The sequence below is a fragment of the Hydrogenophaga sp. T2 genome (assembly GCF_049843535.1).
Classification (GTDB): Bacteria; Pseudomonadota; Gammaproteobacteria; order Burkholderiales; family Burkholderiaceae_C; genus Hydrogenophaga; species Hydrogenophaga crocea.
Window position 1 is genome coordinate 406,993 of sequence record NZ_JBBHZJ010000004.1, and the last position, 20,438, is coordinate 427,430.

22 protein-coding genes and 1 tRNA gene are annotated in these 20,438 nt (G+C 69.9%); 6 read left to right on the forward strand and 17 right to left on the reverse strand.

What is annotated here, in order from left to right; translation table 11 throughout:
- From WDZ95_RS12160 to WDZ95_RS12180, 5 genes are all read right to left on the reverse strand, one after another.
- A complete protein-coding gene (locus WDZ95_RS12160; protein WP_287468223.1) occupies positions 1-987 on the reverse strand; it encodes a branched-chain amino acid ABC transporter permease in 987 nt (328 codons plus the stop codon).
- Complete coding sequence (locus WDZ95_RS12165; protein ID WP_425778736.1) at positions 984-1,721, reverse strand: ABC transporter ATP-binding protein; 738 nt, start codon at positions 1,719-1,721, stop codon at positions 984-986. The genes WDZ95_RS12160 and WDZ95_RS12165 overlap by 4 nt, the downstream gene beginning before the upstream one ends.
- Positions 1,718-2,479 carry an ABC transporter ATP-binding protein gene (locus tag WDZ95_RS12170; protein ID WP_425778737.1) on the reverse strand — a complete coding sequence of 254 codons (762 nt, stop codon included), beginning with the start codon at positions 2,477-2,479 and terminating at the stop codon, positions 1,718-1,720. Before WDZ95_RS12170 ends, WDZ95_RS12165 begins: the two co-directional genes overlap by 4 nt.
- Before the next feature lie 37 nt (positions 2,480-2,516).
- The gene (locus WDZ95_RS12175) at positions 2,517-3,713 is read right to left on the reverse strand and encodes a substrate-binding domain-containing protein (protein ID WP_425778739.1); all 1,197 of its coding nucleotides are present in this window, start codon (positions 3,711-3,713) and stop codon (positions 2,517-2,519) included.
- 162 nt (positions 3,714-3,875) lie between these two features.
- Entirely contained in the window at positions 3,876-5,363 is a 1,488-nt protein-coding gene (locus WDZ95_RS12180; protein WP_425778741.1) for a sigma-54 interaction domain-containing protein, read from the reverse strand.
- Positions 5,364-5,513: 150 nt separating this feature from the next.
- On the opposite strand from WDZ95_RS12180, the gene WDZ95_RS12185 reads away from it, so the two are divergent.
- From WDZ95_RS12185 to WDZ95_RS12195, 3 genes are all read left to right on the forward strand, one after another.
- Entirely contained in the window at positions 5,514-5,996 is a 483-nt protein-coding gene (locus tag WDZ95_RS12185; RefSeq protein WP_425778743.1) for a hypothetical protein, read from the forward strand.
- 41 nt (positions 5,997-6,037) lie between these two features.
- Positions 6,038-6,850 carry a 2-keto-4-pentenoate hydratase gene (locus WDZ95_RS12190; RefSeq protein WP_425778745.1) on the forward strand — a complete coding sequence of 271 codons (813 nt, stop codon included), beginning with the start codon at positions 6,038-6,040 and terminating at the stop codon, positions 6,848-6,850.
- 114 nt (positions 6,851-6,964) lie between these two features.
- The gene (locus tag WDZ95_RS12195; RefSeq protein WP_425778747.1) at positions 6,965-7,513 is read left to right on the forward strand and encodes a DUF6622 family protein; all 549 of its coding nucleotides are present in this window, start codon (positions 6,965-6,967) and stop codon (positions 7,511-7,513) included.
- 1 nt (position 7,514) lies between these two features.
- Here the strand turns inward: WDZ95_RS12195 and WDZ95_RS12200 are convergent, their stop codons facing one another.
- From WDZ95_RS12200 to WDZ95_RS12220, 5 genes are all read right to left on the reverse strand, one after another.
- Positions 7,515-7,781 carry a hypothetical protein gene (locus WDZ95_RS12200; protein WP_425778748.1) on the reverse strand — a complete coding sequence of 89 codons (267 nt, stop codon included), beginning with the start codon at positions 7,779-7,781 and terminating at the stop codon, positions 7,515-7,517.
- Between the two features lie 31 nt (positions 7,782-7,812).
- Positions 7,813-8,043 carry a hypothetical protein gene (locus WDZ95_RS12205; protein WP_425778750.1) on the reverse strand — a complete coding sequence of 77 codons (231 nt, stop codon included), beginning with the start codon at positions 8,041-8,043 and terminating at the stop codon, positions 7,813-7,815.
- A 103-nt stretch (positions 8,044-8,146) separates the two neighbouring features.
- The gene (locus tag WDZ95_RS12210) at positions 8,147-9,661 is read right to left on the reverse strand and encodes a tripartite tricarboxylate transporter permease (RefSeq protein ID WP_425778752.1); all 1,515 of its coding nucleotides are present in this window, start codon (positions 9,659-9,661) and stop codon (positions 8,147-8,149) included.
- A 13-nt stretch (positions 9,662-9,674) separates the two neighbouring features.
- Positions 9,675-10,196: a tripartite tricarboxylate transporter TctB family protein gene (locus tag WDZ95_RS12215; RefSeq protein ID WP_425778754.1), complete on the reverse strand. Its 522-nt coding sequence runs from the start codon at positions 10,194-10,196 to the stop codon at positions 9,675-9,677.
- Positions 10,197-10,209: 13 nt separating this feature from the next.
- The gene (locus WDZ95_RS12220) at positions 10,210-11,169 is read right to left on the reverse strand and encodes a Bug family tripartite tricarboxylate transporter substrate binding protein (RefSeq protein WP_425778756.1); all 960 of its coding nucleotides are present in this window, start codon (positions 11,167-11,169) and stop codon (positions 10,210-10,212) included.
- Between the two features lie 131 nt (positions 11,170-11,300).
- On the opposite strand from WDZ95_RS12220, the gene WDZ95_RS12225 reads away from it, so the two are divergent.
- Genes WDZ95_RS12225 through WDZ95_RS12235 form a run of 3 tightly spaced genes read left to right on the forward strand, consistent with a single transcriptional unit; the run spans position 11,301 to position 13,818 of the window.
- Complete coding sequence (locus tag WDZ95_RS12225; protein ID WP_425778758.1) at positions 11,301-11,969, forward strand: response regulator transcription factor; 669 nt, start codon at positions 11,301-11,303, stop codon at positions 11,967-11,969.
- Positions 11,966-13,390 (forward strand): sensor histidine kinase, encoded by a 1,425-nt coding sequence (locus WDZ95_RS12230; RefSeq protein ID WP_425778760.1) that lies wholly within the window; start codon positions 11,966-11,968, stop codon positions 13,388-13,390. Before WDZ95_RS12225 ends, WDZ95_RS12230 begins: the two co-directional genes overlap by 4 nt.
- Positions 13,387-13,818, forward strand: a complete 432-nt coding sequence (locus tag WDZ95_RS12235) for an RNA-binding S4 domain-containing protein (RefSeq protein WP_425778762.1) — start codon at positions 13,387-13,389, stop codon at positions 13,816-13,818. Before WDZ95_RS12230 ends, WDZ95_RS12235 begins: the two co-directional genes overlap by 4 nt.
- Before the next feature lie 10 nt (positions 13,819-13,828).
- On the opposite strand, the gene WDZ95_RS12240 is transcribed toward WDZ95_RS12235, so the two are convergent.
- The 7 genes from WDZ95_RS12240 to cysS form a co-directional block, all read right to left on the reverse strand.
- Positions 13,829-14,725, reverse strand: coding sequence for a DMT family transporter (locus tag WDZ95_RS12240; protein ID WP_425778764.1), 897 nt, complete (start codon positions 14,723-14,725; stop codon positions 13,829-13,831).
- Between the two features lie 70 nt (positions 14,726-14,795).
- Positions 14,796-14,888: transfer RNA gene (locus WDZ95_RS12245), tRNA-Ser, on the reverse strand.
- A gap of 42 nt (positions 14,889-14,930) precedes the next feature.
- Complete coding sequence (locus WDZ95_RS12250) at positions 14,931-16,211, reverse strand: aspartate kinase (RefSeq protein WP_425778766.1); 1,281 nt, start codon at positions 16,209-16,211, stop codon at positions 14,931-14,933.
- Between the two features lie 66 nt (positions 16,212-16,277).
- Entirely contained in the window at positions 16,278-17,303 is a 1,026-nt protein-coding gene (gene tilS, locus WDZ95_RS12255; RefSeq protein WP_425778768.1) for a tRNA lysidine(34) synthetase TilS, read from the reverse strand.
- Positions 17,257-18,243, reverse strand: coding sequence for an acetyl-CoA carboxylase carboxyltransferase subunit alpha (locus tag WDZ95_RS12260; RefSeq protein ID WP_425778770.1), 987 nt, complete (start codon positions 18,241-18,243; stop codon positions 17,257-17,259). Before WDZ95_RS12260 ends, tilS begins: the two co-directional genes overlap by 47 nt.
- Positions 18,244-18,265: 22 nt before the next feature.
- Positions 18,266-18,919, reverse strand: a complete 654-nt coding sequence (locus tag WDZ95_RS12265) for a DNA-3-methyladenine glycosylase family protein (RefSeq protein WP_425778772.1) — start codon at positions 18,917-18,919, stop codon at positions 18,266-18,268.
- A complete protein-coding gene (cysS, locus tag WDZ95_RS12270) occupies positions 18,919-20,301 on the reverse strand; it encodes a cysteine--tRNA ligase (protein WP_425778774.1) in 1,383 nt (460 codons plus the stop codon). The genes WDZ95_RS12265 and cysS overlap by 1 nt, the downstream gene beginning before the upstream one ends.
- Between the last annotated feature and the right edge of the window lie 137 nt (positions 20,302-20,438).

The following is a 20,438-nucleotide window of genomic DNA, read 5'->3' on the forward strand; positions in this document are numbered from 1 at the left end:
TCAGCGGTTCGCGACCGGGTACACACCCTGCGGCCGCCACAACAGGATCGCGACCATCAGCGCGATGTTGGAGAACAGCGCCACCTTGGGCGCGAGAAAGCCGGTGTAGTTGGCCATCAGGCCCACCAGCAATGCGCCCACCAGCGCGCCGAGCGTGGAGCCCAGGCCGCCGATGATGATGACGATGAAGATCAGCACGTTGACCTGAGCGCCCATCTGCGGCAGCACGGTCTGCTGGTACAGGCCCCACATCACGCCGCCCAGGCCCGCGAGCGCGCTGCCCGCCACGAACACGCCCACGAACAGGCGGTGGATGCGGTAGCCCAGCGACTCGACCATCTCGCGGTCCTGCACGCCGGCGCGGATCAGCAGGCCGACCTTGGTGCGGTTGAGCGTCCACACCATGGCGGCGAACACCGCCAGGCCCACGGCCACCGCGAGCAGGCGGTACTTCTCGATCGAGGCGTCGCCGATCAGGAAGCTGCCGCGCAGGGTTTCGGGCAGCGGCAGCGCGAGCTGGCCCGGGCCCCAGATGACCTTGATCAGCTCCTCGCCGATGATCATGCCGCCCATGGTGATGAGGATCTGCTTGAGGTGCTGGCCGTACACGGGCCGCACGATCACGCGCTCGAACACCAGGCCCAGCGCGCCCGCCACCGCCATGGCCGCGAGCATGGCCGGCACCAGCGCCACCAGGTTGAGCCAGAAGCTGTCGGCGATGGCGTAGGCGTTGAGGCCGCCGAACACGCTCACCGCCACGAAGGCGCCGAGCGCGATGAACACGCCGTGGCCGAAGTTGAGCACGTCCATCAGGCCGAACACCAGGGTGAGGCCCGAGGCGATGATGAACACGATCAGCCCCATGGCCAGGCCCGCCACCGTGAGCGTGAGCCAGGTCGAGGGACTGCCCACCGCGGGCAGCGCGAGCGCGGCCAGCAGCGGCACCAGGGCGACGGGGCGCCAGTCGAAGTCTTTGAGGAAACTCATTGATGCGCTCCGAGCGAGAGGCCGAGCAGGCGCGCCTGCAGCGCCGTGTCCTCGGCCAGTTCGGCCATCGCGCCGCTGTGCACCACGCGGCCGTCGTCCATCACGGCCACGTGGTCGCCGAGCTGGCGCGCGAAGTTGAAGTTCTGCTCGACGAGCAGGATGGTGGTCTGCGCGGCCTTGAGCGCCTTGAAGGCCGCGATCATGTTCTGGATGATGGCCGGCGCCAGGCCCTTGCTGGGCTCGTCGATCAGCAGCAGCTGGCGCGGCTCGACGATGGCGCGCGAAACCGCGAGCATCTGCTTCTGCCCGCCCGAGAGCTTGCCCGCGGGGTGCAGCCAGAACTTCTTCATCGCGGGGAACATGTCGAAGATCCACTCGAGGCGCTTCGTGTCCACGTCGTCGAGCGTGCGCGCGCCGCGCGCGGCCAGCAGCATGTTCTCCTTCACGCTGAGGTCGGAGAAGATGCCCATGTTCTCGGGCACGTAGGCCACGCCGCTCTGCGCGATGTCGGGCGTGGCGCGCGCGGAGATGTCCTGCCCGGCCAGCGTGATGCGGCCCTGGCTGGCCTTCCACAGGCCCATGATGGTGCGCAGCGTGGTGGTCTTGCCCGCGCCGTTGCGGCCCAGCAGCATGGTGAGTTCGTTCGCCGGCACCGCCAGGTCCACGCCGTGCAGGATGTGGTACGCCCCGATGTGCGTGTGCACACCCTCGAGTTTCAGCAGGGGTTCGCTCATGCCGCCACCGCTTCTTCGGGGTTCACGCCGAGGTAGGCCTGCTGAACGACGGGCGACGCGATCACCGCCTCGGGTTCGCCGTCGGCCACGAGCTCGCCGTTGTGCAGCACGATGATGCGGTCGGAGAGCTCGCGCACCACGTCCATCTTGTGCTCCACCAGCAGGATGGTCTTGCTGCGGTCCTGCTTGAGCTGGCGGATCAGGTTGAGGATCACGGGCACCTCGTCCACGCTCATGCCCGCGGTGGGCTCGTCGAACATGTAGACCTTGGGGTCGAGCGCCATGAGGATGCCGACCTCGAGCTTGCGCTGGTCGCCGTGCGGCAGGCTCGCGGCGCGCGCCTCGGCCTTGTCGATCAGGGCCACGGTCTCGAGGATGCGGTCGGCCTGTTCGATCAGGTCCTTGCGGTCGCTCCAGACGCGAAAGAAATCCAGCCCCGCGCCCGCACGCGCCTGCACCGCCATGCGCACGTTCTCGCGCACGCTCAGCTGCGGAAACAGGTTGGTGAGCTGGAACGCCCGCCCCAGGCCGGCGCGGGTGCGCAGCGGCGCGGGCAGCTTCGTGAGCTCGCGCCCGTCGAGCGTGACCGAGCCGGCCGTGGCCTTGATCTGCCCCGAGATCAGGTTGAAGTAGGTGGTCTTGCCCGCGCCATTGGGGCCGACGATGGCGGTGAGCGTGCCCGGCTCGAACGCGCAGGACACAGCATTCACCGCCACGTGCCCGCCGAAGCGGACCGTGAGGTTAGAGGTTTGCAGCATGGGGGTTCGGGCGCCCCGCGCGGGGCGCCCGCCAGGGTCAGCGTTTGTTCCGGATGGGAATGTTCATGTCCTCGGGCTTGATCTCGCGGACCAGCTCGGGGACGCCCCAGGCGAAGGCCGGGTCGGCCTTGATCCTGAAGTGGTACATGCTCTGCAGGGCCTGGTGGTCTTCCTTGCGGAAGGTCATGGTGCCCTTGGGCGTGTCGAAGCTCATGCCCTCCATGGTCTGGATGAGCTTGTCGGTGTTGGTGTCACCGTTGGTCTTCTTGAGCGCGGTCACCACGGCCATCGCGGCGCTGAAGCCGCCGGCCGTGAAGAAGTCGGGCGGCTGCTTGAACTCGCGGTAGTGCTCGGCCACCATGTGTTCGTTGATCGGGTTCTTGGGGATGCCGAAGTAGTAGTACAGCGCGCCCTCCATGCCCGGGAACTGCTTGTAGGCCACCATGGCCGGCAGGATGTTGCCGCCCGTGGCGAGCTTGATGCCGTAGCGCTTGTCCAGCTCCATCTCGGCGATCTTGGCGAAGGGCGTGGGCGCACCCGACCACACCACCGAGATGTACTTGTTGCCCGGCTGGTCCTTGAGCTTGTCGACCAGGCGCAGCAGACCGGCGGTGAAGTCCGTCGTGCCCACGGGCAGGTACTCCTCGTGCACGATCTTGGCCTTCTTGGTGAAGTCCTTGGACGCCTTCACGGCGTCGCGGCCGAAGGCGTTGTCGTTGGCGAGCACACCGATCACGTTGTTCGGCGCGTCCAGGGCCACGGCGTTGGCGGCGGCGTCCTGGCTGCTGTTGCGGCCGGTGCGGAAGATGTACTTGTTCCACTTGTCGCCGGTGATGGAGTCGGCCACGGCGGGCTCCACCAGCAGGATCTTGCGGTACTCCTCGGCCACGGGGAGCATGGCCAGCGCCACCGGCGAGGCGGTGGGGCCGATGGCGATGTCGGCCTTGTCGTCGGCATAGGCCGCGGCCAGCAGGCTCTTGCCCACATCGGGCTTGCCCTGATCGTCCTTCTCGATCACCACGATCTTCTTGCCGCCCACCATCATGGTGCCGCCGGTGGCGTACTTCAGGCCCATCATCAGGCCCGTGTGGGTCTGCTTGGCATAGGCCTCGAGCGGGCCGGTCTTGCTGTGGATGTGGGCGATGCGGATCTCGCTCTTGCTGGACTGGGCAAAGGCCAGGCTGGCGGTGCAGGCCAGGGCGATCACCGCCAGGCGGCGGGTGGCGTGGAACATGGGCTGTCTCCTTGTGGGTGGGTCGCGGCGCGGCGCGCCGTGCACCCCTTTTGCACAGGCCGTGCCAGCCGCGCAAGTGCTTGATTCACAAGGAGGCGCGCCGTCGCCGCGGCGACGATCGTCTGAACGTCAGACGCCCCGAAACCCGCAAGCGTCTGAATTTCAGTCGGCCGTCTGGATTTCAGACAGTCCGGGCAAGGCCGCGAGCCGGTCGTACAGGCTCGCGCGCGAGATGCCCAGCAGCCGCGCCGCGGCCGTGCGGTTGCCGCCGGTGCGCGCGAGCGCGGCGGCGATGGCGCGCTGCTCGAGCTCGGCGATCTGCTCGGGCAGCGGGCGCAGGTCTTCGGCGCCCGCGGGCGCACTGGCGGGCGCGGCCTCGAGCGGCGCGAGCGCGGGCAGGCCGGCCTCGCGCAGGATGGCGTCCACGTCGTCGGCGGTGATGAGCGCGTCGTCGGTGCGCAGCGCGAGCTGCTCCAGCACGTTGCGCAATTCGCGGATGTTGCCGCGCCAGGTCTGCGCGGCGAGCAGGGCCTGGGCCTGCGGGCCGATGTCCATGGGCGCACCGCCGCCGCGCGCGGCGATGTCCTCGCACAGCGCCTCGATCAGCTGCGGGATGTCGCTGCGCCGCTCGCGCAGCGGTGGCACGCGGATCGGCAGCACGTTGAGGCGGTAATACAGGTCTTCGCGGAAGCGCCCTTCGCGCACGAGCTGCGGCAGGTCGCGCGAGGTCGCGGCCACCACGCGCACGTCGCAGCGCACCAGCTGGTTCGAGCCCAGCGGCTCGATCTCGCCCTCTTGCAGCGCGCGCAGCAGCTTCACCTGCATGGCCATGGGCATGTCGCCGAGCTCGTCGAGGAACAGCGTGCCGCCGTCGGCGATCCGGAACTTGCCGTCGCGGCCCTTGCGGTCGGCGCCGGTGTAGGCGCCGGGCGCCACGCCGAAGAACTCGGCCTCGAGCAGCGACTCGGGCACCGCCGCCATGTTCACGCCCACGAAGGCCTTGCCCGCGCGCGGCGAGGCCGCGTGGATGGCATGCGCCAGCAACTCCTTGCCGGTGCCGGTCTCGCCCAGCAGCAGCACCGGGCTGGTCGACTGCGCCGCGCGCCGCGCCTGGCGCTTCACCTCCACCGCGGCCGGGCTGGTGCCCACGAAGCTCGCGAAGGTGTACTTGCTGCGCCGCTGCGTGGCGAGCTGGCGCTGCGCTTCCTTCAGGTCGTGTTCGAGCCGCGCGAACTTGGTGATCAGCGGCTGCAGCGTGGTCTCGGGGTGGTCGAACAGCACGATGCCCAGCACGCCGATCACCTCGCCCTGGTCGTCGCGCAGCGGAATGCGCGTGACCACGAAGGTGCCGGCGCGGTTGTCGAGCAGGTCGATCAGGATCGGCTTGCCCGTGGCCAGCACGCGGTGCATCTGCGTGTTGTGCACCACGTTGCTCACGGGCTGGCCCACGAAGTCCTCTTCGCGCTCGAAGCCCAGCGCGGGCAGGAAGCGGCGGTACTGGTCGTTGATCCACACCACGCGCGCGTCGCGGTCCACCAGCAGCATGCCTTCGCTGGCGTTGGCGAAAAGGTCGAACATGGAACGCGCAGCGAGCTCGAGGATGCTCTGCGCGTCGCGGGGCAGGCGGTCGTCGCGGGTCATGGGCGGCATGGTACCCGGGGTGGGTATACAGACACGGCCCGCGTGACGAAGCCTTCACGGGGGCAACCCGGGCCGCGGGTGCGCCACCCAGGCCGGGCGTGCAGCGGGCCCCTGGCCGGCCGCAGCGCATCGCCCCGTGTCTTCACCCCTGCTTTCAACATGATCCAAAGATCCCGCAGCCACTCGCCTTCGCCCAGCCCCACCCCCAACCGCAACGTCCCCGCCGCCGGGCAGCCATCGGCCACGCTGGCCCACCCCGACGAGGCGCCCGAGGGCCTGGAAGAAGGCTTCGACGACATGTCGCTCGACGAACTGATCGATCAGATCGCGCAAGAGCGGCTGAGGCTCAGCAACCAACTCGGCGGGCTGCCGCCCGAGCAGGCCCTGGTGATCGAGCAAGAGCTGATGCATCTCGCGGACATGCACGAGGACTCGTTGCAGGCCCACACCGCCACCCAGTACCACCTGAACGAGATCGAGCGCCTGCAGGCCGAGAACCAGGATCTTGAAAGCCAGCTGCGCCTGCTGCAACAGCAAGGCTTGCAGCAGCGGCTGCTGGCCCTGGCGCAGCCTGCGCAGCCGCGGCCGCAGCCAGAGCCGCCCCGCAACCCGCCCGACACGCCCACGCCTCGCAAGGACTGAGCGGCCTCTGGCAACATGGCGCGCCCAACCCTGGAAACGCCATGTCTGCCCCTGAAACCTTCGACGCCCCGGCCGCTGCCCGCCTGCTCTGGTCCCACCGCCAGGCCGGCACCGCCCTCGACGCCCTGCCCCCCGCGCTGCGCCCGGCCGACGCCGCGGCCGGCCACGCCGTGCAGGCCGCGCTGCCCGCGGTGGCCGGCCAGCGTGTGGTGGGCTGGAAGATCGCGGCCACCAGCGCCGCGGGCCAGGCCCACATCCAGGTCGACGGCCCGCTGCCGGGGCGCATCCTCGAAAGCTTCGTGCACCCCGTGGGCGCCACGCTCACGCTCGCGGGCAACCGCATGCGCGTGGTCGAGCCCGAGTTCGCGTTCCGCCTGGGCGCCGACCTGCCGCCACGCGCCGCGCCCTACACGGCGCACGAGGTGCTCGCGGCCGTGGCCTCGCTGCACCCGGCCTTTGAAGTGCCCGATTCGCGCTTTGCCGATTTCGCGCGCGCAGGCCAGGCCCAACTGATCGCCGACGACGCCTGCTGCGGCCGCTTCGCCTTCGGCCCGGCCGCGCCCGAGGCCTGGCGCAGCGCCGACCTCGCCGCCCACCGCGTGCACGCCACGGTGAGCCGCGCCGACGGCAGCCTGCGGTACGCGCGCGACGGCGAAGGCCGCGCCCTGCTCGGCGATCCGCGCACCGCGCTCACCTGGCTCGCCAACGAACTCTCGGCACTGGGCATCGGCCTGCGCGAGGGCGACTGGGCCTCGTGCGGCACCTGCATGGTGCCGCTGGCGATCGAGCCCGGCGACCGGGTGGTGGCCGACTACGGCGCCTTCGGCACCATCGCGCTCGGCCTGTCGGACTGAGCGCACCGCCCGCGCGCGGTTTCGCGGCGCGCGCGCGGTGTTTCGTCGCAAGCCGGTGGCCGCCCGCGGGGGCGCCGCGCACAGTGCGGCATCGCCCAACCACCGGAGACCGCCATGCTGCTGCAACTGCTCGCCACCCACCCCGAGGCCATCGGCCCCATCGTGCGCCAGACCCCGCCCTGGGTCTGGGGCCTGTTCGCCGCCCTGCTCGCGCTGGGCCTGAGCCAGCTGCGCGCGCGCAGCGCCAGCCTCACGCGGGTGGCGGCACTGCCCGCGGCCATGGCGCTGTTCTCGGTGTTCGGCACCTGGTCGGCGCTGGGCCATTCCCCGCACGCGCCCGCCGCCGCGCTCACCGGGCTCATTGCCGCGGCCGCGGCCTTCGCGCTGATGGCGCAGCGCCGCAGCACCGCCCGCTTCGACCCGGTGCAGCGCCGCTACCGCCTGCCCGGCAGCGCGTTGCCGCTGCTGCTGATCCTGGGCATCTTTCTCGTGAAGTACGGCGTGGGCGTGGAACTCGCCATGGCGCCGCAACAGGCGAACGACGCCGCCTTCGCGCTCACCGTGGCCGGGCTCTACGGGAGCTTCACCGGCCTGTTCATGGGCCGGGCCTGGGGGCTGGTGCGGCTGGCCTTGCCTGCGCGCGTGGCTGGGGAAGTGGGCTGAGTCACGGCTTTTTCTCAGGCTTGTTGTCAGACCGGAAGTGCGCGAAAGCACTGAAGAAGAAACACACCGTCGACCCCACGCTCGAGACGGTGCCCAGGGTGATGGCCCATCCGCTTTGCATGAGTTTCGTGGTCGACAGAAAGCACATGGTGAGCAACAGGCAAAGCCAGCTCCGCCTCGTCGCTTTCCTGAACCGGAAAAGATCGGTCAGGTAACTCGCGACCGCAGTGGCCATCAGCGTCGTGGCCACGTATTCACTGGCATCCATCGTCACCCTCTCCTGAGAAAAACGCTCTGAATCAATGCCAGAAGCGACGCCGCCAACAGGATGCGCGGAGGATCACGCACACGGGGGCCGCGGGGATGAACGATTGCCAGAACAGCAACGACAGCATCTCATCCCAGTGCTCGAACGGTGCCGCCCACATGTAGAGGGACAGTGCCGTTCCCGCGAACACCATCAGCCAGCCAAGGACGTAGCACAAGACCCATCGGCCCCCTTCGGCGATCCAGTGGTTGGCCGATTTCATGCACCTTCTGCCTCAAGAATGTGATGGGCAAAAAATGTAAGCCGAAAGAACAAAAAGCCTTCCCCGGCGGGGGAAGGCTTCAATCCATCATCAGAAGCGGCGTTCAGGCCGACGCCGGGGCTTCGCGCCCTCGCTGCACGTAGGCCACGATGCGCGGCAGCAGCAGCACCATCACCACCACGATCAGCAGGCCCAGCGACATCGGGCGTTCGATGAACACGCGCCAGCTGCCTTCGCCGATGGACAGCGCGTTGCGCATCTGCGCCTCGGCCAGCGGGCCCAGGATCAGGCCCACGATCACCGGCGCGGCGGGGAAGTCGAAGCGGCGCATCAACAGGCCCAGCAGCGCAATGCCCAGCATCAGGTACAGGTCGAACGCGCTCTGGCGCATGCCGTACACGCCCACCGTGGCAAAAATGGTGATGCCCGCGTAGAGCTGCGGCCGCGGGATCTTGAGCAGCTTCACCCACAGGCCCACCATGGGCAGGTTGAGCACCAGCAGCATCACGTTGCCGATGTAGAGCGAGGCGATCAGCGCCCACACCAGGGTGGATGAGGTCTGGAACAGCTGCGGGCCCGCGTTGATGCCGTAGTTCTGCAGCGCCGACAGCAGGATGGCCGCGGTCACCGAGGTGGGAATGCCCAGCGTGAGCAGCGGCACCAGCGTGCCGGTGACGGCCGCGTTGTTCGCGGCCTCGGGGCCGGCCACGCCTTCGATGGCGCCCGTGGTGCCGAAGCTCTTCTTCGCCTCGGGATCGGCGAGCTTGCGCTCGGTGGCGTAGCTCAGGAAGGTCGGGATCTCGGTGCCGCCCGCGGGAATGGTGCCGAAGGGGAAACCGATGGCCGTGCCGCGCAGCCAGGCGGGCCAGGAGCGGCGCCATTCGTTGCCGGTCATGTGCACCTTGGTCAGGCGGTTCATGCTGGCTTCCATGCGGCCTTCGTAGGCGGCGTTGTAGAGCGCCTCGGTCACCGCGAACAGGCCCACGGCCACCAGCACCACCTCGAGGCCGTCCATGAATTCGAGGATGCCCGCGGTGTAGCGCACCTGGCCGGTGATCTGGTCGATGCCCACCAGGCCCAGCGACAGGCCCAGGAACAGCGAGGTCAGGCCGCGCAGCGCGCTCTTGCCCAGCACCGCGCTCACCGTGGTGAAGGCCAGCAGCATGAGGCAGAAGTACTCGGGCGGCCCCAGGCGCACCGCGAACTCGGCGAGCACGGGCGCGAACAGCGTGACGAGCACCGTGGCGATGGTGCCGGCCACGAAGGAGCCGATGGCCGCGGTGGCGAGCGCGGCGCCCGCGCGGCCGTTCTTGGCCATCTTGAAGCCTTCGAGCGCGGTCACCATGGTGCCGGTCTCGCCCGGCGTGTTGAGCAGGATGGAGGTGGTCGAGCCGCCGTACATCGCGCCGTAGTAGATGCCCGCGAAGAAGATCATCGAGGCCGTGGGTTCGACCTGCGAGGTGATGGGCAGCAGCATGGCCACGGTCACCGCGGGGCCCAGGCCCGGCAGCACGCCGATGGCCGTGCCCAGCGCGCAGCCGGCCAGCGCCCACAGCAGGTTGATGGGCGTGCCCGCGGTGGCGAAGCCCTGGAGCAGGTTGTGGAGGATGTCGCTCATGAAGGCCTCGGTGTCAGATCCAGCCGCTGGCACTGATGCCGGGCAGGTTCACCGCCAGCACCTTGGTGAACACCCAGTACACGGGTGCGGCGATGAGCACGCCGGTGATGAAGTCGACCCCGGTCGTCTTCGGCCCGCCGGCGGGCTTGCCCTCGCTCTGGCGCAGGCCGCGCACGGCCAGCGCGTAGCACAGCGTGCAGCTGAGCACGAAGCCGATGGTGGTGATGAGCGAGGCATTGGCGATCACGCCGGCGCACACCCACAGCAGGGCGGGCCAGTCGGCGCGGTCGGCGCCCGAGGGCGGCTCCACGTCCTTCCAGCCGCCGCGCAGCGCCTGCACGACGAGCAGCGTGCCGCACACCGCCATCAGGCCGCACATCAGCCAGGGGATGAAGTTGGGGCCGACGCCCGCATAACCCGCGTCGGACGGGATCTGCCAGGCGCCCACGGCGAGCACCGCGGCCACGCCGATGGCACCCAGGCCGATCGCCACCTGCCCCGTGCGCGACGGGGCGGCTTGCTGCGTCTCGCTCATCGCCGTGCGTCCGTCAGACCATGCCGGCGCGGACCATGGTGGCGCGCAGCGAAGAGAAGTCGCGGTCGACGAATTCCTCGAAGGCCTTGCCGGTCAGCAGCGCGGGCGTCCAGCCGTTCTTCTTGAGCGCTTCCTGCCACGACTTGCTCTGCGTGGCCTTGGTGACCATGGCCACCAGCGCGTCGCGTTGCGCGGGGGTGATGCCGGCCGCGCCGTACACGCCGCGCCAGTTGCCGATCTCCACGTCGATGCCCTGCTCTTTCAGCGTGGGCACGTTGATGCCGTCCAGGCGCTTGCCCGAGGTCACGGCGATGGCGCGCATCTTGCCGCTCTCGATGTAGGGCTGGAACTCGCTGTAGCCGCTGCCGCCCACGGTGACGTTGCCACCCAGGATGGCCGCCACGGCCTCACCGCCCCCGCGGAAGGGCACGTAGTTGATCTTGGCGGCGGGCACGCCCACGGCCTGCGCGATCTGCGCCGCGGCGATGTGCTCGGTGGCGCCGCGCGAACCGCCGCCCCACTTCACGCTGCCCGGGTCTTTCTTGAGCTGCTCGACCACGTCCTTCATGGTCTTGAGCGGCGACTCGGCCGGCAGCACGAACACGTTGTATTCGGTGGTCAGGCGCGCGATCGGCGTGACCTGGGTGATCGACACCGGCGGCTTGCCGGTGATGATGCCGCCGAGCATCACGGCGCCCATCACCATCAGCGCGTTCGGGTCGCCCTTGCTGGCGTTGTAGAACTGGGCCAGGCCGATCGCGCCGGCCGCACCGCCCTTGTTCTCGAAGGTCACCGACGAGGCCACGCCCGCGTCGCGCAGCGCGTCGCCGAGCGCGCGGCCGGTGCCGTCCCAGCCGCCGCCGGGGTTGGCGGGGATCATCATCTTGATGTTGGCGCTGGCCCAGGCGGCGTTGGGCAGTGCGCCCGCGGCGGCCAGAGCGGCCAGGGATTTGAGGAAGGTGTCGCGACGCATGGCGTTGTCTCCTGTGGGTGGATGGGGCGGCCCGAATGTTCGGCGGGCGGGCTGTCAGTTGGCTGTCGGACACCCCGGGGAAAACCCTGATACGGGCGGCGGTGCAGGCGGCTGCCGATAATGGCCGCCGCATGAAGCTGCTGCTGGTCGAAGACAACGCCACCATGCAGGTGACCCTGAGCCGCGCGCTGGAGCGCCGCGGCCTGCAGGTACTCACCTGCGACGACGGCCTGCGCGCGCTGGGCGTGTGGCGGCAAAGTCAGCCCGACGCGGTGCTGCTCGACCTCTCGCTGCCGGGCCAGGACGGCCTCGAGGTGCTGGCCCAGGCGCGCGCCGCGGGCCTGCGCACCCCCGTCATCATCCTCACCGCGCGCGGCACCGTGGGCGACCGCATCCTGGGCCTGAACACCGGCGCCGACGACTACCTCGCCAAGCCCTTCGACCTCGACGAACTCGAGGCCCGCGTGCGCGCGCTGGTGCGCCGGGCTTCGGGCAGCGACGCGCCCGCCTCGACCGCCTGGTGCGGCATGACGGTGGACGCCGAGAGCGGCGCCGTGTACCACCAGGGCACGCCGCTGGAGCTCACGCCGCGCGAGCTCGCGCTGCTGCGCGCGGTGCTCGCGCGACCGGGCCACGCGATCGCCAAGGAGCGGCTGTTCGAGCTCGTGTTCCCGGGCGAGAAAGAGGTGCAGACCGAAGCGATCGAGGTGGTGGCCTACCGGCTGCGCAAGAAGATCGCGCACACCGGCGCGCAACTGGTCACGCTGCGCGGGCTGGGCTACCTGTTGAAGGCACCGTGAGCCCACGCCCGTTCTCGCTGCGACGCACCCTGCTGCTGGGCATCCTGCTGCCGGTGTTCGCCTACGTGGTGTTCAACACCGTGGTGCTGTACCGCCAGGCGCTGGCCGCGGCCGACACCGCCTACGACCGCACCTTGCTGGCCACGGCGAAATCGCTTGGCGAGCAGTTGCAGGTGACGGGGCGCGGCGATGCCGCGCGGGTGCACGCCACCCTGCTCTACTCCGCGCTCGAGGCCTTCGAGGCCGACAACCGCAGCCGGCTGTTCTACCGCGTCTCCGGATTTCACGGCGAAATGGTCTCGGGTTTCGACGACCTGCCCACGCCGCGGCGCACCATCCCCAAGGACAACATCTACGCCGCGCTGGTGAACTTCTACGACGACCAGTACCGCGGCATGAAGGTGCGCATGGCCGTGCTGCTGCAGCCCGTGGCCGGCGTGGAGGGCCAGGGCGTGGCCACCATCCAGGTGGCCGAGACCCTGGAGCTGCGGCAGACCCTGGCGCGCCAGATCCTGATCGACACGCTGTGGCGCCAGGCCGCGCTGCTGGCGGTGATCGCGCTCGTGGTGGTGGTGGTGGTGCAGCGCGCCACGCGGCCTGTGCGCGACATCAGCAGCGCGCTGGCCTCGCGCAGCGAGAACGACCTCTCGCCGCTGCCCGCGCAGGACGCGCCGCGCGAGCTGCTGCCGCTGCTCGACGCCACCAACCAGCACATGCAGCGGCTGTCTCAGCTGCTCGACCATCAGAAGCGCTTCGTGCGCGACACCTCGCACCAGCTGCGCACGCCGCTCGCGGTGCTCAAGACGCAGCTGCAGTCGGCGCGCCGCGGCGACGTCGAGCCGCGCCAGGCGCTCGACGAGATCGCGCACACCGTGGACCGCGCAACCGACCTCGCCAACCAGATGCTGGCGCTCGCCAAGGTGGAGCAGCTGCGCCAGGACCGCGACGTGCCCCTGACCGAATGGGCCGGCGTGGTGCGCGCCGTGGCGCTCGACCTGTCGGCGCTGATCGCCGAGCGCGACCTCGATTTCGCGCTCGAGCTCGGTGGCGAGGCACCGGTGCGGGCGCACGAATGGGCGCTGCGCGAGCTCACGCGCAACCTGCTGCACAACGCCATCAAGCACTCGCCCCAGGGGGGCGCGCTGCACGTGGACCTGCACCGCGACGCGCGCACCGCCGCGCTCACCGTGAGCGACAGCGGTCCGGGCATTGCCGAAAGCCTGCGCCAGCGCCTGTTCCAACCCTTCGCCACCGACCACGGCGCCGGCCCCAGCCTCTCGGGCTCGGGCCTCGGGCTCGCGATTTGCCGGGAGATCGTGCAATCGCTCGGCGGCCAGATCGAACTGAACAACCGCAGCGAAGGCGGCACCGTGCGCGGCCTCGACGCCACGGTGCGCCTGCCCCTCACGACCGAACCATGAAAGTGCCCGACAGAGAAGCCCCGACCGAACGCGTGCGCCTGGACAAATGGCTCTGGGCCGCGCGCTTCTTCAAGACCCGCGCCCTCAGCGCCGAAGCCATCGACAAGGGCCGCGTGAGCCTCAACGGCCAGGTGGCCAAGGCCTCGCGCGAGCCGCGCGTGGGCGACACGCTCGAATTCCGCCAGGGCAACGAATGGCGCACGGTGGTGGTGCGCGGCCTGAGCGCGGTGCGCGGGCCCGCGCCGGTGGCGCAGCAGCTCTACGAAGAAACCGCCGAATCCCTGGCGCGCCGCGCGGCCGCGGCCGAACAGCGCCGACTGGCGCCCGAGCCCGCGCTGGCCCAGACGCAGGGCCGGCCCACCAAGCGCGACCGCCGCACGCTCAAGGATTGGGGCGATCGCTGGAGCGCCTCGCTCGACGACCAGTGAGGGCGCGGCCTCAGCCGCGCCGCAGCCCCAGCCACATCACCGTGGCGACCACGATCAGGCCGCCCGCCACCTGGATGGCCGCGATCGACTGGCCCAGGAACACCCACGCGAGCACCAGCGCAAAGATCGGCTCGATGTTCATGATGGCCGAATTGCCCACCACGCCCAGGCGCGGCAGCACGGTGAACATGATGGTGAAGGCCGTGCCGTAGAGAAAGGTCAGACCCGCCAGGCCCCACCAGCCCGCCATGGCGTTCGGAAAGTGCAGGCCGCCCTGCGTGGTGCTGGCCACCAGCGCGATCACCGAGGCGATGGCCATGGTGCTCGCGGTGCGCACGCGGCCGTCGAGGCCCGCGGTTTCGTGCTGCGTGAACACCAGCGCGAGCCCGAAGCTCGCGGCCGCCGCGAGCGCGAAGGCCACGCCCACGCCAATGCGCGCCCAGTGCCCGCCCGCGCCCAGGCCCGAGGCCGCGCCCGACACGTCGAGCGCGAGCGCCAGGCCGAGCAGCATCAGCGGCATGGCCTTGAGCAGGTGCGGCGCGGGCCGGTGGCCGTAGATCACCCGCGCCCAGAACGCGGTCCACAACGGGTAGGTGTTGAAGGCCAGCAGCGCCAGCGCCACCGGCAGCCGCGCCACGGCCGCGTACAGGCACAGGCTCTGCACGCCCACCAGCAGGCCGATGGCGGGCAAGGCCTTGCGGTGGGGCGCCTGCAAGCGCAGCGGCACGCGCGCGAACAGCACGATGGCGGCGACCACGAGCGCGGTGATGCCGCTGCGCACGGTGACCGCGGTGGCCACGGTCACGCCATGGTCGAAGGCCAGCCGCGCGGCCACGTGGTTCGCCCCCATCATGAAGGCGATGAGCAGCAAGGTGGCGAAGGCGGTGCGCGAGAGGCTCTGGGGCATGGCGGTTCGCGATAGAAAGCCGATCGGCAAAAAACAAGGGCGCCCCGAGGGGCGCCCTTGTTGCGATCTGTGGCGGAGTGAGAGGGATTCGAACCCTCGATGAGGCTCTACACCCCATACTCCCTTAGCAGGGGAGCACCTTCGGCCACTCGGTCATCACTCCGGAAGTCCCGCATTATGCCCCAAAGCACACGCGGGAAAATCGTCAGGCCTCGATCTTGTCGGCGCTCTGGTCGAGATCGAACTCGCGGTGCAGCGCGCGCACGGCCAGCTCCATGTACTTCTCGTCGATCACCACCGAGGTCTTGATCTCCGAGGTCGAGATCATCTGGATGTTGATGCCCTCGGTGCTCAGGCAGCGGAACATGCGGCTGGCCACGCCCACGTGGCTGCGCATGCCGATGCCCACGATGCTGACCTTGCAGATGCGGTTGTCGCCCACCACATCGGCCGCGCCCAGCGAGGGCACCACCTGCGCCTTGAGCAGGTCGAGCGTCTTCTGGTAGTCGTTGCGGTGCACCGTGAAGCTGAAGTCGGTTTTGCCGTCCTTGCTCAGGTTCTGGATGATCACGTCGACTTCGATGTTGGCGTCGGCCACGGCGCCCAGGATCTGCGCCGCGATGCCCGGCTTGTCGGGCACGCCGAGCACCGAGACCTTGGCCTCGTCGCGGTTGAACGCAATGCCGGAAACGACGGCTTGTTCCATGGCTTCTTCTTCCTCGAAAGTGATCAGGGTGCCGGAGGCGGCTTCTTCATTCAGGTCGATGTCCCAGGGCGTGAAGCTGGAGAGCACACGCAGCGGCACGCGGTACTTGCCCGCGAATTCCACCGAGCGGATCTGCAGCACCTTGGAGCCCATGCTGGCCATCTCGAGCATCTCTTCGAAGCTCACGCGCGCCAGGCGGCGCGCCTCGGGCACCACGCGCGGGTCGGTGGTGTAGACGCCGTCGACGTCGGTGTAGATCAGGCACTCGGCCGCCTTGAGCGCCGCGGCCACGGCCACGGCCGAGGTGTCGCTGCCGCCACGGCCCAGCGTGGTGATGTTGCCGCCCTCGTCGATGCCCTGGAAGCCGGTGACGATCACCACCTTGCCCGCGGCGAGGTCGGCACGCACGCGCGCGTCGTCGATCGATTCGATGCGGGCCTTGGTGTAGGCGTCGTTGGTCTTGATCGGCACCTGCCAGCCCGCGTAGCTCACGGCCTCCAGGCCTTCGGCCTGCAGCGCGATGGCCAGCAGCGCCGACGAGGCCTGCTCGCCGGTGGCGGCGAGCATGTCGAGCTCGCGGCCGTAGGCCTTGCCGGGCTTGCCCGGGGCCAGTTCTTTGGCCAGGCCCAGCAGGCGGTTGGTTTCGCCGCTCATGGCGCTGGGCACCACCACCATCTGGTGACCGGCCTTGTGCCATTTGGCGACGCGGCGGGCGACGTTGCGGATGCGTTCGGTCGACCCCATGGAGGTGCCGCCGTACTTGTGAACGATCAAGGCCATTGGAAGGGAGGGGAAAGCGCAGCGATCACCGCTGCCGGGTGCCCGGAGCCGGGCAAAACCCCGGGATTATACCGAGGGGGTATACGCCAACTGCACACCCTCGCGGCACACCACCCCCGCGGCCACCTTGAGCCGGATCGCGTGGCCGCGCGTGCTGCAGGCCTGTACCTGGTCGAGCAGTTCGGTCAGTTGCGCCGCGCTCGGCGCCACGCCGTGGGCCTGGCGCAGCCAGTGGCGCAAGGCGTTGGCCTGGCGCTCGCGCGAGAGCGCCTGCAAGGCCGCGATGCGCGGCGGCGTGCCGGTGGCCGCGAGGTCGATCGCGGCGAGTTCGTCGAGCAGGCGCTGCGCTTGCGCGGCATGCGCGGCGCTGCGCGCGAGCGCCTCGCGGTACCCCTCGAAGGCCTCGGCCCAGGCCGGGCTCAGGCGGTGGCGGATGCGGTTGCGCGTGAAGCGCAGGTCGGCGTTGCTCGGGTCGTCGACAAAAGACTCGCCGCGTTCGATCAGCGCGCTGCGCAGCGCCTGGCCGCGCACGCCCAGCCAGGGCCGGCCGAAACGCACGCCCCCGCGCTCGAAGGCCTCGGGCATGGCGGCCAGGCCCGGCAGGCCCGCGCCGCGCGAGAGCGCGAGCAGCACGGTCTCGGCCTGGTCGTCGAGGTGCTGGGCCAGCAGCACCCAGGCCGCGCCGGCCTCGCGCGCGAGCGCCGCGAGCGCGGCGTAGCGCGCGCCGCGCGCGGCGTCTTCGGGGCTCTGGCCTGGGGCCGCCTGCGCGTTCACGCGGCGCACGTGGCAGGCGATACCCAGGCGCGCACAGCGCTCGCGCACCTGCGCCTCGAAGGCGTCGGCCGCGGCTTGCAGGCCGTGGTGCACGTGCAGCGCGATCACGCGGCCCGGCCACAAGGCGTGGGCCGCGAGCAGCAAGGCGGTGGAGTCGGCGCCGCCGCTGAAGGCGACGGCCACCGGGCCCTCGGGCACGCCGTCAGGCCCCCAATGACGAAGGGCCCAGTCGGCAAGCGCCTGGGCCCCGGGCAACGCCGCTTCGGCGGCGTCAGCGCTTCTCGCGCGCTTCGGCCTTGGTGTCGGTGAAGCGGCCATAACCGTCGATGCGCGCGTAGCGGCGCTCCAGCAGTTCCTTCACCTTGAGGTCGGCCACCTGGCGGTACGCATCGCCCAGCGCGCGCTTGAGGAAGGCGGCCATCTGCTTGTGGTCGCGGTGCGCGCCGCCCACGGGCTCGTTGACGATCTTGTCGACCAGGCCCAGGGCCTTGAGGCGGTGGGCGGTGATGCCCAGGGCCTCGGCCGCGTCGCTCGCGCGCTCGCTGGTTTTCCACAGGATGGAGGCGCAGCCCTCAGGGCTGATCACCGAGTACACGGAGTACTGCAGCATCAGCACCTGGTCGGCCACGGCGATGGCCAGCGCGCCGCCCGAGCCGCCCTCGCCGATGATGGTGGAGATGATGGGCACCTCGAGCTGCGCCATCTCGAAGATGTTGCGGCCGATGGCCTCGGACTGGCCGCGCTCCTCGGCATCGATGCCGGGGTAGGCGCCGGGCGTGTCCACGAAGGTGAAGACCGGCAGCTTGAACTTCTCGGCCAGCTTCATGAGGCGCAGTGCCTTGCGGTAGCCCTCGGGCTTGGTCATGCCGAAGTTGCGCAGGCCGCGTTCCTTGGTGTCGCGGCCCTTCTGGTGGCCGATCACCATGCAGGGCTGGCCGTTGAAGCGCGCGAGCCCGCCCACGATGGACAGGTCGTCGGCGAAATGGCGGTCGCCGTGCAGCTCGGTGAAGTGCGTGAAGATCTCGCGCACGTAATCGAGCGTGTAGGGCCGGTCGGCGTGGCGCGCGATCTTGGTGATCTGCCAGGGCGACAGGTTGCTGTAGATGTCTTTGGTGAGTTGCAGGCTCTTGGAAGCGAGCTTGTCGATCTCTTCGGAGATGTCGACCGCCGATTCGGTCTGCACGTAACGCAGTTCCTCGATCTTGGATTCGAGCTCGGCGATGGGCTGCTCGAAATCGAGAAAGTTCTTTTTGGCCATGTCAGGCTCCTACTCTGGTGACTCAATAGCTCACGGGGAGCGGATCGAGCGACCGCCAAATATACCAAGTGGCCACGCTGCAATACGGGGCCCACGATCCGGCAACCTCGCGGATCTCGCTGCGGCTCACGGGCTCGCCCGAGAAGTACGCGCGGCTGATGCCGTTCTGCAGGCCGATGTCGTCGAGTGGCAGCACGTTGGGCCGCATGAGGTGGAAGATGAGGAACATCTCGGCCGTCCAGCGGCCGATGCCGCGGATGGCCACGAGCTCGGCAATGATGGCCTCGTCGTCCATCGAAGGCCAGTCGTTGACGCGCACGCGCTTGTCGGCAAAGTGCAGCGCGAGGTCGACCAGGTACTCGACCTTGCGCGCCGACAGGCCGGCCGCGCGCATGTCGTCGACCTTGAGCTTGAGCACCTGGGCCGGCGTCATCTTGCGCGTGAGCGCGTCGAAGCGGTCCCACACCGACTGCGCGGCCTTCACCGAGATCTGCTGGCCCACGATGCTGCGCGCGAGCGTCACGAACGCATCGCCGCGCGACTGCAGGAACGCGCCGGGGTGCTGCGGAATGAGCTTCTTGAGCACGCGGTCGCGCTTGATCAGGTGGCGGCAGGCCTCGCCCCAGTACACGGGCGCGTCGGGGCCGAACTCGGGCAGCTGGCTGTGGGTGGCCATCAGGCGCGCTCCCAGGTGGTGCCCGCGGGGCCGTCCTTGAGGACGATGCCCTGTTCGAGCAAGGCCTTGCGGATGCGGTCGGCCTCGGCGAAATCGCGCGCCTGCTTGGCGGCGGTGCGGGCGGCGATCTGGGCGGCAATGGCCGCTTCGTCGAGCGAGGCGCCCGCGCCACCGCCCTGCAGGTAGGCCGCGGGATCGGCCTGCAGCAGCCCCAGCACGCCGCCGAGCGCGCGCAGCAGGCCCGCGTGCTGCGCATCCTTGCCGCGGTTGAGCTCGCTCGCGAGTTCGAACAGCACGCTCAGCGCGACCGGGGTGTTGAAGTCGTCGTCCATCGCGGCCTTGAAGCGCGCGGCGAACGGGTCGGCCCAGTCGATGGCGACCTCGGCCGCGGGCACGGCCGACAGCGCGGTGTAGAGCCGCTTGAGCGCGGCGCGCGCGTCGTCGAGGTGGGCGTCGCTGTGGTTGAGCGGGCTGCGGTAGTGGGCACGCAGCATGAAGAAGCGCACCGTCTCGGCGTCGAACTTCTGCAGCACCTCGCGGATGGTGAAGAAGTTGCCCAGGCTCTTGGACATCTTCTCGTTGTCCACGTTGACGAAGCCGTTGTGCATCCACACCTTCGCCAGCGGCACGCCGTTGGCGCCCTCGCTCTGCGCGATCTCGTTCTCGTGGTGCGGGAACTGCAGGTCGGCGCCGCCGCCGTGGATGTCGAAGGTTTCACCGAGCAGCGCGCAGGCCATGGCCGAGCACTCGATGTGCCAGCCCGGGCGGCCGCGGCCATAGGGCGAGTCCCATTGCGCGTCGGCGGGCTCCTCGGGCTTGGCGGCCTTCCAGAGCACGAAGTCGAGCGGGTCTTCCTTGCCCTGTGCCACGGCCACGCGCTCGCCCGCGTGCAGCTCGTCCAGGCTCTTGCCCGAGAGCTTGCCGTAGCCGGCGAAGCGGCGCACCGCGTAGTTCACGTCGCCGTCGCCGCTGCGGTAGGCCAGGCCCTTGCCTTCGAGCGTGCGCACGATGTCGAGCATCTGCGGCACGTAGTCGGTGGCGCGCGGGTCGTGCGTGGGGCGCGCGATGCCGAGCGCGTCGAAGTCTTGGTACATCGCGGCGATCATGCGGTCGGTGAGCGCGCGCACGGTCTCGCCGTTGTGCAGGGCGCGGCGGATGATCTTGTCGTCGATGTCGGTGATGTTGCGCACGAAGGTCACGCGCAGGCCGCTCGCTTCGAGCCAGCGGCGCGCCACGTCGAACGCGATGTTGGAGCGCGCATGGCCCACGTGGCACAGGTCGTAGACCGTGATGCCGCAGACGTACATGCGCACGTGGCCGGGCTCGATGGGCGCAAAAGGCTCGAGCCGGCGCGTCAGGGTGTTGTGGATGTGCAGGGTCATCGCAAGGCGCAAGGCGGGTGCGGTGCCGGCCGCTTCCACCGCGCCCGCAAGCGCGGCGCCTCACGGGTCCGGCGCCCCGCAGGCACGGTCTGATGCGACCGGCCAGCCGGTACCCCTCAGATACAATGCGCGCCAGT